Genomic DNA, 13,756 nt, shown 5'->3' with positions numbered 1-13,756 from the left:
TGACGGTTCAGGGTCCGGCAGGAAATATTGAGGTTCGGGGTCGTCGATGGAAGAGCTGCTGCCGTATTACGAGCGCGAATTATCGTTTTTGCGGCGCTATTCGCGAGATTTCGCCGAGCGTTATCCGAAGATCGCCGCGCGGCTCGCGCTGTCGGGCGAGCACTGCGAGGATCCGCACGTCGAGCGGATGATCGAATCGTTCGCGCTGCTCGGCGCGCGCATCAACAAGAAGCTCGACGACGACTACCCGGAATTCACCGAAGCGCTGCTGGAAGTGCTGTATCCGCACTACCTGCGGCCGTTCCCGTCGTGCTCGATCGCGCAGTTCACGCCGGCTTCGCCCGGCCAGCAGACCGAACCGGTGGTGATCGAGCGCGGCACCGAGCTGAAGAGCCGTCCGATTCGCGGCGTGCAATGCCGGTTCCGCACCGCATACGACGTGACGCTCGCGCCGATCCGCATCTCGGAGGCGCGCTTCACGCCGGTCGCGCTCGCGCCGAGCGCGACGGTGCTGCCGTCCAACGCGACGGGCGTGATCTCGATCACGTTCGAATCGCTCGCCGCGCAGCTCGATCTCGGCGCGTTGAAGCTGCCGACGCTGCGCGCGCACCTGCACGGCGAGCAGTCGTTCGTCGCCGCGCTGACCGACTGCCTGTTCGTCAACGTCCTCGGCGCCTACGTCGAGCCCGAGCGCAACGGCCGCTGGACGCCGTTGCGCAAGCTGCCGATCGCGCATGCCGGCTTCGACGAGGACGATGCGCTGATCGACTACCCGGCGAAATCGCACCCCGCGTATCGCCTGCTCACCGAATACTTCGCATTCCCGGACAAGTTCGATTTCGTCGATTTCGATCTCGCTGCGATCGCGCGTGCGTCGGGACGCTGCCAGCGCGCGACGCTGCACCTGGTGCTGCAGGACGTGCGCAGCGATTCGCACGTCGCGCGACTGCTCGAGCTGCTCGCGTCCAGCCATTTCCGGCTGTTCTGCACGCCGATCGTCAACCTGTTCCGCCAGCACGGCGAGCCGATCCGCATCACGCACCGCGCGGTGTCGTACCCGGTGATCGCCGAAGCGCGCCGCGCGTTCGCGTACGAGGTGTATTCGATCGATTCGGTGAAGCTCGTCCGGCAACAGGCGCACGAGGAATCGGTGATCGAGTTCCGGCCGTTCTATTCGCTGCATCACGGCGAATCGGCGCGCATCGGTCATTACTGGTTCGCGCGTCGCAACGACTGGGTCGCGCAGAAGAGCCCCGGCTATGAAACCGAGATCTCGATCGTCGACATCGACTTCGAGCCGACGTCGCCGCAGACCGATACGCTGAGCCTCGACCTCACCTGCACGAACCGCGACCTGCCGTCGATGCTCGCGTTCGGCCTCGAAGGCGGCGACCTGTTCCAGGAGGGCGGCGCGCAGACGAGCGGCATCTCGATGCTGCGGCGCCCGACGCAGAGCGTGCGCTTCGAGCGCGGTCGCGCCGCGCACTGGCGCCTCGTGTCGCATCTCGCGCTGAACCACGTGTCGCTGGTCGCGCACGGGCTCGCGCCGCTCAAGGAAATGCTGACGCTGTACGACCTGCGGCGCACCGCGGTGTCGATGCGCCAGATCGACGGGCTCGCCGGCGTCGAGCAGCGCGGCGCCGTGCAATGGCTGCCGGGCAAGCCGTTCGCGACCTTCGTGCGCGGCATCGAGATCCGCTTGACGATCGACGAGGAGCACTTCGTCGGCGCGAGTCTCGCATCGTTCGTGCGCGTGCTCGACAGCTTCTTCGGGCTGTACGTGCACCTCAACAGTTTCGTTCAACTAGTCGTGGTGTCGAAGCGCACCGGCGAGGAGATCATCCGATGCAAGCCCCGGACCGGCGAATCGATCCTGGCGTAGTCGACGCGCTGCTCGACGAGCCGCACCGCTTCGAGTTCTTCCAGGCGGTGCGCGTGCTCGAGGGGCTGTTCGCGCGGCAGGCGTCCGATGCGCCCGGCGCATGGCGGCAGGGCGACGTCGTCGCGCAGCGCATCGAATTCCGCAACACGCTGTCGCTCGGTTTTCCGCCGAGCGAGATCGAAGGCGCCCGTTCGTTCGACGACGACGGCACGCTGCTCGATTCCGGCGAGGAGCGCGGCGCCGCGCTCGCGGCCGGCAAGCTCGGCCAGGTCGAGCTGACGCCCGCATTCTTCGGGCTGCTCGGCGGGCAAGGCGCGCTGCCGCTGCACTATACCGAGCAGATCGTCGCGCGCGAGCACCTGAAGCGCGATCACGCGGCGCGCGCCTTCTTCGACGTGTTCTCGAACCGCGCGACCGCGCTGTTCTACGCGGCATGGAAGAAATACCGGCTGCCGTTCCATTACGAACTCGACCGCGACGAGCGCTATCTGCCGCTGCTGCTCGCGATCGCCGGCGTGCCGAGCGACGAAGTGCGCGACAGCCTCGCGGCCGGCGCGGGCGGCGTGCTCGACGAGGCCGTCGCCGGTTACGCGCTCGCCGCGCGGCACCGGCCGATGTCGGCCGCGTACCTGCAGCGCACGCTGTCCGACTATTTCCGCGTGCCGGTGAAGATCGACCAGTTCGTCGGCAAGTGGTACGACGTGCCGCCCGACCAGCTGAGCGTGCTCGGCGAGGTGAACGCGGTGCTCGGCGCGACGGCGCTCGTCGGCGAACGCGTCTGGCAGCGCGACATGCGCGCGCGGATCGTCGTCGGCCCGCTGTCCAAGCGCGACTACGAGGCATTCCTGCCGGGCGGCGCGCAGGCCGTCGCGCTCGAGCGGATGCTGACGCTGCTCGCCGGCGTCACGCTCGAATACGAGGTGAGGCTCGTGCTCAAGCGCACCGAAGTGGGCGCGAGCGTGCTCGGCGCGGGCTCGCGGCTCGGCTGGGATGCGTTCCTCTGCACGCGCGACGCGGACGAGGACCGGTCCGACGCCCGCTACGAACTGCATGTGATTCATTGATACCGAACGACAACAAGCAATCGAACCTGAGATCGACGCCATGAGCACGCCTCTGAAGACCCTGATCACGAAACTGAACCCGCTGTGCCGGCACGCGACCGAGCGCGCGGCGAGCGCGTGCCTGGCGCGCGGCCATTACGAAGTCGATCTGGAGCACCTGTTCCTCGCACTGCTCGACGAGGCGACGGGCGACCTGCCGCTCGCGTTGCGTGCGAGCCGTGTCGATCCGCATGCGCTGCGCGCCGATCTCGAACGCGAACTCACGCGCCTGAAGACGGGCAACACGCGCACGCCGGTGTTCTCCGTGCACCTGATCGCGCTGTTCGAGCAGGCATGGCTGATCGCGTCGCTCGATTCGCAGCTCGGCCGCATCCGCTCCGGACACCTGCTGCTCGCGCTGCTGACCGCGCCCGATCTCGCGCAATTCGCGCAGCGCATGTCGTCGCAGTTCGCGGAAATGAACGTGACGGACCTGAAGCACAAGTTCGACGAGATCATGGCCGGCTCGAGCGAGGCCGAGCCGCGCCAGGCCGATGTGGAAGACGGCGACGACGTCGCGCCGGCCGCCCACGGCGCCGCGTCCGCCGCCGGCCCGTCGAAGACGCCCGCGCTCGATACGTACACGACGAACCTCACGCAGCGCGCGCGCGACGGCAAGATCGACCCGGTGATCGGCCGCGAAGCTGAGATCCGCCAGGCGATCGACATCCTGATGCGCCGCCGGCAGAACAACCCGATCATGACCGGCGAGGCCGGCGTCGGCAAAACGGCCGTCGTCGAGGGCCTCGCGCTGCGGATCGCGGCGGACGACGTGCCGCCGCCGTTGCGCGGCGTCGCGCTGCACGTGCTCGACATGGGCCTGTTGCAGGCCGGCGCCAGCGTGAAGGGCGAGTTCGAGAACCGTCTGAAGAGCGTGATCGACGAGGTGAAGAAGAGCGCGCACCCGATCATCCTGTTCATCGACGAGGCGCACACGATCATCGGCGCGGGCGGCCAGGCCGGCCAGAACGACGCGGCGAACCTGCTGAAGCCGGCGCTCGCGCGCGGCGAACTGCGCACGATCGCCGCGACGACGTGGAGCGAATACAAGAAGTATTTCGAGAAGGACGCCGCGCTTGCGCGGCGCTTCCAGGTCGTGAAGGTCGAGGAGCCGAGCGAGCCGCTCGCGGCCGCGATGCTGCGCGGGATGTCCGGGCTGATGGAGAAGCACTTCAACGTGCGGATTCTCGACGACGCGATCACCGAGGCCGTGCGCCTGTCGCATCGCTATATCAGCGGCCGCCAGCTGCCGGACAAGGCGATCAGCGTGCTCGACACCGCGTGCGCGAAGGTCGCGCTCGCGCACAGCGCGACGCCGGCGGCGATCGACGACACGAAGAAGCGCATCGAGCGCATCGACGCGGAAATCGCGTCGCTGGAGCGCGAAGCGGCAGGCGGCGCGACGCACGACGAGCGGCTCGGCGAGCTGCGCGGCGCACGCGATGCGGCGCTCGCGCAATTGACCGGGGACGAGGCGCGCTATGAAGCCGAGCGCGCGATCGTCGCCGAGATCGCCGCGCTGCGCGAGACGCTCGACAACGCACGCGGCCCGTCCGAAGACGGCGAGCCGGTCGACGTGCCGGCCACCCGCGAGAAGCTGGCCGAACGCGTCGCGGCGCTGCACGCGCTGCAGGGCGGCGAGCCGATGGTGCCGCTGCAGGTCGACGGCCACGTGGTGGCCGAGATCGTCGCCGCATGGACCGGCATTCCGCTCGGCCGCATGGTGAAGGACGAGATCGACACCGTGCTCAACCTGCAGGCGCTGCTGACCGCCCGCGTGATCGGCCAGGACCATGCGCTGGAGGCGATCGCGCAACGCGTGCGCACCGCCACCGCGAATCTCGAGGATCCGAACAAGCCGCGCGGCGTGTTCATGTTCGTCGGGCCGTCGGGCGTCGGCAAGACCGAGACCGCGCTCGCGCTGGCCGACATCCTGTACGGCGGCGAGCGCAAGATGGTCACGATCAACATGAGCGAATATCAGGAAGCGCACAGCGTGTCCGGCCTGAAGGGTTCGCCGCCGGGCTACGTCGGTTACGGCGAGGGCGGCGTGCTGACCGAGGCCGTGCGGCGCAATCCGTATTCCGTCGTGCTGCTCGATGAGGTCGAGAAGGCGCACCCGGACGTGCTCGAGATGTTCTTCCAGGTGTTCGACAAGGGCACGATGGACGACGCCGAAGGGCGCGAGATCGACTTCCGCAATACGCTGATCATCCTGACGTCGAACGTTGGATCGGCCGCGGTGATGCAGGCGTGCCTGAACAAGCCGGCCGAGGAACTGCCGGACCCGGACGCGCTCGCCGAGGCGCTGCGCCCGCAGCTGTACAAGGCGTTCAAGCCGGCGTTCCTCGGCCGGATGAAAGTCGTGCCGTACTACCCGATTTCCGACGACGTGCTGGCCGAGATCATCGAGCTGAAGCTCGAACGTATCCGCCGCCGCATCGAGGCGAACCACAAGGCCGCGTTCGAGTGGGACGAATCGCTCGTCGACGCGGTGCTCGCGCGCTGCACCGAGGTCGATTCGGGCGCCCGCAACGTCGACCATATCCTGAACGGCACGCTGCTGCCGGAGATCGCGGGCCACGTGCTCGGCCGGATCGCCGACGGCGCGGCCATCGCGCGCATCGCGGTGCGCGCGGACGAGGCCGGCGAATTCGCGTACACGGTCGAATGAGCCGCCGCGCGCGACATCTGATGCATCAACGGATTCACTGAACCATGCCGATCAATCTCCCCGAGCTGCTGACGCCGATCAGCGATGCGTCGCCCAGCGGCGACGACCTGCTGTTCTCGAACGAATTCGACGCGATCCAGGACGCGCGGCGCTATGACGATCCCACGCTCGACCAGGGCGAATGGGTCACCGAGATCAAGGAGGCCGACTGGGGCTTCGTCGTCGATCGCGCGGGCGAATTGCTGCGCACGCGCACCAAGGACTTGCGGCTCGCGGTGTGGCTGACCGAGGCGCTCGCGCTCGAGGACGGCATCACCGGTCTCACCGAAGGTTATGCGCTGCTTGAAGGCCTGTGCCGGGACTACTGGGACACCGTGCATCCGCTGCCCGAGGGCGACGACATCGAATACCGGCTCGGCAACGTCGCGTGGCTGTCCGGGCGCACGGCCGAGCTGCTGCGCGGCATTCCGGTGACGGAGGGCGCATCGAACGCGTTCACCACGCTCGACTGGGAAGTTGCGCAGCACGTCGCGCAGGCCGTGAGACGCGATCCCGAACACGCGGACGACATCGCGCGCGGCAAGCCGTCGGTCGAGCAGGTCGATGCGTCGCGGCGCGTGACGCCGATCGCGTTCTACACGACGTTGCTCGCGAACCTGAAGGCATTCGAATTCGCGCTCGACGCATTCGAGGAGCGGCTCGTCGAACGCGCCGGCGATTCGGCGCCGAGCTTCCGGCAGGCGCGCGACGCGTTCGAGACCGTGTACCGGCTCGTCGAGCGCTTCGCGCGCGAACAGGGTTACACGGGCAGCGCGCCGCATGCGCCGTCGGCGCCGCAGGCGCAGCCCGAGCGTATCGAGCCGAGCTTCGGCGACACGTTCCACAGCGAGGAGACTCACGTGCAGTCGCAGACCGCTCCGCGTCCGCCGGTGACGCAGATGATCGCCGGCATCCAGAACCGTGCGCAGGCCGTCGACCAGCTGCGTGCCGTCGCGCGCTACTTCCGCCAGACCGAGCCGCACAGCCCTGTCGCATATCTCGCGGACAAGGCAGCCGAATGGGCCGACATGCCGCTGCACAAATGGCTCGAGAGCGTCGTGAAGGACGACGGATCGCTGTCGCACATTCGCGAACTGCTCGGGGTGAGGCCCGACGAGCAGTCGTAAGCGATGACGTTTTGACCTGAGAGCGCGGGCCCGGCGGGCTCGCGATGAACGAGAAGAAGGGTGACGATGAACGTGACCGAACTGGCGCAGGCGCTCCGCGGTGGCCTGATTCAGCAGGACCGCCTGCTGAAGACGGACATCCCGTCGCTGCCGAACAATGCGCTCGTGCCGCGCCGCGCCGTGACGCGCTCGGAGCTCGGCCGCGATTTCAGCGTGATGCTCGACCTGGTGTCGACCGCGAGCGACGTCGAGCTCAAGACGCTGATCGCGCAGCCGATCACGCTGTGGATCCAGCAGGCGGACAAATCCTATCGGCCGATCAACGGTTATATCCATACGGCGCGCCGGCTCGGCGCCGACGGCAGCCTGTCGAGTTACCAGCTCGGCTTCGCGTCGTGGATGCACTTCCTCAAGTTCCGCAGCGACATGCGGTACTGGCAGGACAAGCCGGTCGACGCGATTCTCTCCGACGTGTTCGACATGCATCCGCAGGCGCGGGGCCAATACCGGTTCGCGCTGTCGAAGCCGTTGCCGTCGCGCTCGTATTGCCGTCAGAGCGAGACCGACTGGAACTTCGTGCATCGGCTGATGGAGGACGAAGGGCTGTTCGGTTTCTGGCGGCACGGCGAAGACGGACGGGCGCATACGCTCGTCATCACCGACGACCTGCATGCGGTCGATGCGCTGTCGCCGAATGCCGTCACGTTCGAACGCTCGGGCACGGGCACCGAAACTGCCGGTTTCACGCAATGGGCCGCGTCGCGGACGTTGCAAAGCACGCTGCACACGACTCGCACGTTCGACTACAAGTCACCGTCGTCGGCGGGCAATCCGAACGGCACGTCGCTGCCGACGAAGTCCGGTCAGGGCGACCTGCCGGAGCAGGCGGAAATCTACGAATACACCGGCGCATACACATATCCGGGCCAGGAACGCGGCGAACACCTGTCGAAGATCCGCCTCGAGGAGTGGGAGTCGCGCGCGAAGCGCTTTTTCGGCGTGGGTGGCGTTCGCGGTATCGACGCGGGCCGGCGCTTCACGCTGACCGGTCATCCCGAGCACGATCGCGATGCCGAGAGCGATCGCGAGTTCGCGGCCATCGGCGTCACGCGGTACATCGAGAACAACCTGCCGATTTCCGATCACGAAGCGACCTTCCCGCATAGCCTACAGGGCCGGCTCGCGCAGGCGAAGGCCGCTCACGGCGAAGCGGCGGCATTCGAGGTCGGGCATGACGACGGCTCCGCCGGGTTCTATCTTGTCGAAGTCGAGGCGCAGCGCGCGAGCGTGCCGTATCGCAGCCCGTTCGAGCACCGCAAGCCCGCGATGCAGCTCGAGACGGCCATCGTCGTCGGCCCGAAGGGCGAAGAGGTTTATACCGACGAGCTGAACCGGATCAAGGTCATGTTCGTCTGGGACCGGCAGAGCGAGGGCCGCGAGAACGCGTCGTGCTGGATGCGCGTGGTGCAGTCCGATACCGGTGGCGGGTATGGCGGCGTGCATATTCCGCGCGTCGGCGAGGAGGTGCTGGTCGGCTACATCGGCGGCGACTGCGACCGGCCGATCGTCATGCACCGCGTATACAACGGGGCGGTCAAGCCGCAGTGGCACAGCGACGGCATTTTGTCGGGCTTCCGGTCGAAGGAGTATGCGGGATCGGGGCACAACGAGATGGTGCTCGACGACGCGACCGGGCAGAACCGCGCGCGCCTGTTCAGCAGCAGCGCGAATTCGCTGCTTCATCTCGGTTACCTGATCGAGCAGAACGGCAACACGCGCGGCGCGTATCTCGGCTCCGGTTTCGATCTGCGCACGGATGCTTACGGCGCGATGCGTGCCGGGCAAGGGTTGTACGTGACGACGCATCCGAAGCAGGCGAACAGCCAGCCGCTCGACGTGAGCGAGGCGAAGCAGCAGCTCGTCAACGCGCAGGGCCTGGTCGAGTCGATGTCGCAGGTCAGCGAGATGCATCAGGCGGAGAGCCTCGGCACGGGGCACGAGGCGCTGAAGCAGTTCACCGATGCGACGCAGAACAGCGTGGCGGGTGCGAGCGCGGGCGGGGGCAGGACGGCCGGCGGCGGGACGGGGAACGCGAACGCGTTCAAGGAGCCGGTGATGCTGTTTGCGAGCCCGGCGGGGATTGGGGTGGCGTCGCAGCAAAGCACGCACATCGCCGCGGATCGGCACGTGAATGTCGTGAGCGGGCAGAGCACGCATGTTGCCAGCGGGAAATCGCTGGTTGCGAGCGTCAAGGAGAAGCTCAGCCTCTTTGCGCAGAATGCCGGCATGAAGCTCTTTGCCGGGAAAGGCGCCGTCGAGATTCAGGCACAGAACGACAACGTCGAGATGGTCGCGCAGAAGACGATCAAGGTGCTGTCGGCGACCTCAACGATCGAAGGTGTCGCGAAGGAAGAGATTCTGCTGACGTCGGGCGGCGCGTATGTCCGGATCAAGGGCGGCAACATCGAGATTCATGCGCCGGGCAAGATCGACGTGAAGGGCGGACAACACGCGTTCAGCGGACCGACGAGCATGCACAAGACGTTCAAGGCTGAAGGCAAGAAGGCAGACATGCGGATTCGCTATGTGGATGCCGACGGCAACGTGCCGCACGGCGAGCCGATCAAGTTCACGACGGAAGACGGGACCGAGCATAGCGTCGCGCTCGACGCGGAAGGCAAGGCGGAATTGAAGAACATCGATTTTGACGAGTTCGTGGCCAGTCAGGTCAAGCGGACGGGGGAGTGAAAATGGGTGGCAAGGCGCTCGTTCAACATCAGGTTTGTATCGATCTGCCGGGGGAGCCGGTCAGTTGCTGGGCTGAGACAGATATCACGGTCCTGTTGCGAAAACATCGGGACGTGGTATTTGAGGTGCATTTGCACAAGGGCAACAACTACACGGTCGAGGCTACCGAGGATTGGTTTTACGACACCAATGCGAAGCGACGAGTCAAGACCGGGAAATTTCAGGACGGGGAACGGTATCACATCTGGATCGGTCGTGATTTCAAGGGGTTTCTCGTGCTTAAGAAGGACGGGGTGGAGCTTCAGCGCTATTCGATGCTCCTGTTGAACACCGACAACCACGGTTCCGATCCTAAAACCAAACCGGAACCCATTACTCTCGTCTACGGCGGACAATCGGGAGTGAGCGGCACGCCCAAAATCGCGAATTTCTTGCAATACCCTTCCGGCTCGTCGACTGCCGCAGTCGGCCAGGCAACCTATCGTCCTAATTGGCAACTCGGTCTTTCCGGACTTTCGTCAGGCATGACCACGATCGACGATGAGTACAGCTGCAGAATGTTGCTACCACTGGCCGCCCCCACAGCTCAAGTGGAAACGTCGCAAGTAATGCACATATTCGAAGTCGACGTGAAGACGATACCAAAGGATCTGATCGCGGCGCTGGAAAATGGCGGCGCTGACGAGACCGCGATCGATACGGCCCACGTCGCGACTCGCAACTGGATTATCGGTCAAGTCGCCGGTTTTTTTGGATACGTCGGAGACAATTTGCCATGGATCCGGGAGCTAATGAAGAGTAAATTCAAGTTAATCAAGATCGTTCACCGAAATGCCGGGCCAAAGTGGTATGTAGTATTTAAGGGAACTATAGGATCCCGAACAGAAATATCCGCCGCCAAGTATAGCGTGAAGAATACGAAGATTCTGGCGATCACCGGAGGTGCCGGGACGGCGAAATCGATGGCGCAGGCTGCCTGGCGCAGTGCCAAGGGCTCGATGACGACCAAGGCTGGCGTTATTACACTTGTATTGACGATCGCGCTGGACTTCGCGGAGTGGTATCACGACTACAAGCAGGTCGATGCTTCGGGAAAACCTCGAAAGGACTTGTGCGATCTCTTTGCAAAGATTGGAATTGATCTGGTTGTCGCAGGACTCACGGCGGCTTTGACGTCGTTGGTGGTGGGGGCGATTGCGTCGGCGGCCGCAATTGCGGCGGTGCCGGTGGCGCTTACGGTCGCTGTCGCGATTGGCGTTGCTGTTGCCGTCGGATACATCGTCAATTACGTAGACAAGAAAGTGGAATTTACCAAGTGGGTGGCGAACAAATTGCGTGAGATCGGGGAAAGCTACGAAAAGTACATGCCCAAGGATTACAACCCCTACTCGCCGATGTTTGGAGCCCTGCCATGAGGAACGAGGCCGTCGCTCACGGCGCGGATAAATCGCTGTCACCGGCCGTCGCCCAGGCTGTCTGGATCGGGATTCTGCTCAACGCGTTGGCGGTTGCACTCGCGTTTACCGCCTACAAATTCGATTACGGCGTTTCCAGCCTGCCCGGCCAAATCAGTGTTGCGATTGCCGTGGCATGCGTGGCGACGCCGGTGATTTGCTGGCTCGTGTGCCGGGGCACGAAGAAATTCATCGTCTATGGATGCCTCCGATTGATCAGCTTGCTGTCGGCCTATGCGTTGATCGGCATCGCCTTTTACTTTTACTACTTCATTTTCGCCCCGATGCCGGTTCTTGCCCGGATCGCCGGGTTGGTGATCGGTGGCGGGCTCAGCGTCTACTGGCTGGTGTTTTCCTACGTCGCGCTGACGCGCCATATCGAGCAGTCGGATTTCGAGGGCAAGGCTTTCGACGTCCTTGACGGTGCGATCGTCTGCCGGAACGACTTCTTCGAGATTCTGGACGCCACCTACGCCGAACGCAGTCCGTTCGTCAAATGGCATTCCTGGATCGTCATGGCGCTTGCGCCATTCTTTCTGGTACTCAGCCGACTGCTGTCGATGTACTTTGGGACAGGGGGCGTGCTGTTCTTTGTCGCGGCCATCACATTCCCTGCATCGCTCTGGTTGATCGGCGTCATGATCAGGGTCGGAGTGACGATGATCCAGTTGCCGAATGCGATGGAGCGAAAATACCGGAAGCCGGTGGTGATGGCGCCTGACGCATCGTTCTAGTGGGGATCGGGCCGGTGACTTCCGTCAGCGCGACGGAACGAACGCGGGCCCTTAACTGATGCAACAACAGCACGTCAAACCATGTGATACGAACGCGGGTGACACATCAGCGATGTCGGCGCTTATGTATGAGCGGTGTTGATCGGCTCCGGCCTGATCACGTACTGGCGATGGTGCGGAAAGCCGTGCCGCTGTGCATGGCGTTGCCCTTGGTGGGCGCAGGGATATCGTACGCAGCCTATACGGACGAATTGTCGATATCGACCTGGCCGTGGAGGATCGGCGTTCTGGTTGCATTGGGTTGCTGTACGGGACTCCTGCGCATCCATTTGAGGTACCGCGGCACGAACGAGTTGTTCGCCTACGGACTGGTTATGTCGCTGGGCACGTTCGCGACGTACTACTTTTTCGGCATATTCGGATACTTCTGCTTCTTCATATTTGCGCCCATGCCGGCGTTGGCGCGTTGGCCGGGATTGATCGGCGGCATCGTGCTGAACATTTTCTGGGCGGCAATGGCGTACCGAAGCGTGTGTCATACGGTCGAGGCAACGCCCTTTGTCGGCAACGTATTCGACGATCGCGGCGAGTTCGTCGTTTATGACGTCCAGCGTGGAGTGACGGAGTTCGAGCGGCATCACAAGGAGCCTTCCGCCATCCCGAAATTCGGCCGACATATCGTGTTCGGGCTGGCGCCGCTTTACCTGATACTGGGTCGCCTGCTTTCGTCGGGTTTCGGGGCAAACGGCGTGCTGCCGTTTTTGGCCGTAATGAGCATGCCGCTGGCATTGCTGTTCGTCAGCTTGTTCATACGCAATTACGTATTGATGATCGCCTTGCCCAAGCGAATCGAGAACCAGTGCGGCAAGCGTGTGCTGGTGGCCGAATAGGCCGCATTTTCCTGCGGGCGAATGTCGCGCGATGTCGAACGTATCATCTGCAACGAGCGACGTAGGCCACAATCTGGCAGCCCTTGCCGCCAGAAAGTCAGATCGCTTCTTGCTTCGTGCCGGAATCGGCCGGCGACCCGTGTACACGGGTCGCCACTTCGGTCACTGCCCCACCCTGAACTCGATCCTTCGATTCCTCGCCCGCCCCTCCGCCGTATCGTTCGGCGCGATCGGCTGATCCGGCCCGACCCCTGTCGTCGTCATCTGCTGCGGCGGGATGCTCTTCGTGATCAGATAACCCTTCACCGCATCCGCGCGCGCCTGGCTCAGCGCGATGTTCGACGTCCGGTTTCCCGAGTTGTCGGTGTGGCCGATGATGTCGACCGTGCGGTTCTGCATCTTCGACAGCGCGGCCGCCATCTGGTCGAGAATCTGCTTGCCTTGCGGCGTGAGCGTCGCGCTGCCCGTCTCGAACTCGATCGTGCGATTGGCCAGCGTCTGGTCGAGCAGCCCCTGCTCGGACGCCGACACGCGCAGCCCGTTCTTGATCGTATAGGTCGGATTCAGCGTGTTCGCCATGTCGCTCGCGAGCTGCTGGCGCTGCGCCTCGTTGTGCACCTCGCCCTTCATCTCGATCTGCGTGCCGTTGATCTTCAGCTGGCCCTTGCTGATCTGCTTGAGCTGCGCGCCGAGCAGCTTCTGCACGTTCGCGCTCCAGTTCGGCGGCGTCGCGACGTCGCCGACCTCGATCTGGTCGACCACGTTCGCGGCGCCGTAGGTGTCGCGCAGCTTTTGCAGCACGGCGGCCTTGGTTGCCTCGTCGGGCACCTTGCCGCCGACCACCACCTGGCCGGGCGTCGCGTTCGCGGGCGGCGGCGTGATCGTGCCGGCGGTGCCGTGCACCACCGTGCCGGACGCCGTGCCCGGTGCGGCGCCGGCGTTCGGCGTGGCGGGCAGGGCGGCGGCTGCGACGGTGCCGTTGCCGACGGGCGTGACGGTCGCGCCGCCGGTGTTCTGCGCGCAGGCCGCGCCGCTGGCGACGAGGCCGGCGGTCGCGAGGGCGACGACGAAGGGCGACAGGCGGGCGTGAGTCGTGCGTTGCATC

Annotated in this window: 9 protein-coding genes; 8 read left to right on the top strand and 1 reads right to left on the bottom strand. The window is 64.8% G+C overall.

Annotation, left to right across the window (positions count from 1 at the left end):
* The first annotated feature begins 46 nt into the window (after positions 1-46).
* The 8 genes from tssF (at position 47) to HW466_RS24195 (ending at position 12,651) form a co-directional block, all read left to right on the top strand.
* Complete coding sequence (gene tssF / locus HW466_RS24230; RefSeq protein WP_060337848.1) at positions 47-1,882, top strand: type VI secretion system baseplate subunit TssF; 1,836 nt, start codon at positions 47-49, stop codon at positions 1,880-1,882.
* Positions 1,846-2,946, top strand: a complete 1,101-nt coding sequence (tssG, locus tag HW466_RS24225) for a type VI secretion system baseplate subunit TssG (RefSeq protein ID WP_059449785.1) — start codon at positions 1,846-1,848, stop codon at positions 2,944-2,946. The genes tssF and tssG overlap by 37 nt, the downstream gene beginning before the upstream one ends.
* A gap of 40 nt (positions 2,947-2,986) precedes the next feature.
* Positions 2,987-5,659 carry a type VI secretion system ATPase TssH gene (tssH, locus tag HW466_RS24220; protein WP_151004983.1) on the top strand — a complete coding sequence of 891 codons (2,673 nt, stop codon included), beginning with the start codon at positions 2,987-2,989 and terminating at the stop codon, positions 5,657-5,659.
* A gap of 44 nt (positions 5,660-5,703) precedes the next feature.
* Positions 5,704-6,825 (top strand): type VI secretion system protein TssA, encoded by a 1,122-nt coding sequence (gene tssA / locus HW466_RS24215; RefSeq protein WP_059545062.1) that lies wholly within the window; start codon positions 5,704-5,706, stop codon positions 6,823-6,825.
* Between the two features lie 66 nt (positions 6,826-6,891).
* Positions 6,892-9,573 carry a type VI secretion system Vgr family protein gene (locus HW466_RS24210; protein ID WP_151004981.1) on the top strand — a complete coding sequence of 894 codons (2,682 nt, stop codon included), beginning with the start codon at positions 6,892-6,894 and terminating at the stop codon, positions 9,571-9,573.
* A 2-nt stretch (positions 9,574-9,575) separates the two neighbouring features.
* Positions 9,576-10,988 (top strand): hypothetical protein, encoded by a 1,413-nt coding sequence (locus tag HW466_RS24205; RefSeq protein WP_060348855.1) that lies wholly within the window; start codon positions 9,576-9,578, stop codon positions 10,986-10,988.
* Complete coding sequence (locus HW466_RS24200) at positions 10,985-11,761, top strand: hypothetical protein (protein ID WP_059449781.1); 777 nt, start codon at positions 10,985-10,987, stop codon at positions 11,759-11,761. The genes HW466_RS24205 and HW466_RS24200 overlap by 4 nt, the downstream gene beginning before the upstream one ends.
* Before the next feature lie 128 nt (positions 11,762-11,889).
* A complete protein-coding gene (locus HW466_RS24195; RefSeq protein WP_151004979.1) occupies positions 11,890-12,651 on the top strand; it encodes a hypothetical protein in 762 nt (253 codons plus the stop codon).
* Positions 12,652-12,813: 162 nt separating this feature from the next.
* Here HW466_RS24195 and HW466_RS24190 read toward each other — a convergent pair whose 3' ends face one another.
* The gene (locus HW466_RS24190) at positions 12,814-13,755 is read right to left on the bottom strand and encodes an OmpA family protein (RefSeq protein ID WP_059449779.1); all 942 of its coding nucleotides are present in this window, start codon (positions 13,753-13,755) and stop codon (positions 12,814-12,816) included.
* Between the last annotated feature and the right edge of the window lies 1 nt (position 13,756).

Source organism: Burkholderia territorii, from assembly GCF_902833055.1.
Taxonomy (GTDB): Bacteria; Pseudomonadota; Gammaproteobacteria; order Burkholderiales; family Burkholderiaceae; genus Burkholderia; species Burkholderia territorii.
This window is presented reverse-complemented; position numbering and strand designations above follow the sequence as displayed.

Coding starts and splice junctions, on each gene's coding strand:
- tssF (WP_060337848.1), top strand. CDS start 47: ATGGAAGAGCTGCTGCCGTATTACGAGCGCGAATTATCGTTTTTGCGG.
- tssG (WP_059449785.1), top strand. CDS start 1,846: ATGCAAGCCCCGGACCGGCGAATCGATCCTGGCGTAGTCGACGCGCTG.
- tssH (WP_151004983.1), top strand. CDS start 2,987: ATGAGCACGCCTCTGAAGACCCTGATCACGAAACTGAACCCGCTGTGC.
- tssA (WP_059545062.1), top strand. CDS start 5,704: ATGCCGATCAATCTCCCCGAGCTGCTGACGCCGATCAGCGATGCGTCG.
- HW466_RS24210 (WP_151004981.1), top strand. CDS start 6,892: ATGAACGTGACCGAACTGGCGCAGGCGCTCCGCGGTGGCCTGATTCAG.
- HW466_RS24205 (WP_060348855.1), top strand. CDS start 9,576: ATGGGTGGCAAGGCGCTCGTTCAACATCAGGTTTGTATCGATCTGCCG.
- HW466_RS24200 (WP_059449781.1), top strand. CDS start 10,985: ATGAGGAACGAGGCCGTCGCTCACGGCGCGGATAAATCGCTGTCACCG.
- HW466_RS24195 (WP_151004979.1), top strand. CDS start 11,890: ATGAGCGGTGTTGATCGGCTCCGGCCTGATCACGTACTGGCGATGGTG.
- HW466_RS24190 (WP_059449779.1), bottom strand. CDS start 13,755: ATGCAACGCACGACTCACGCCCGCCTGTCGCCCTTCGTCGTCGCCCTC.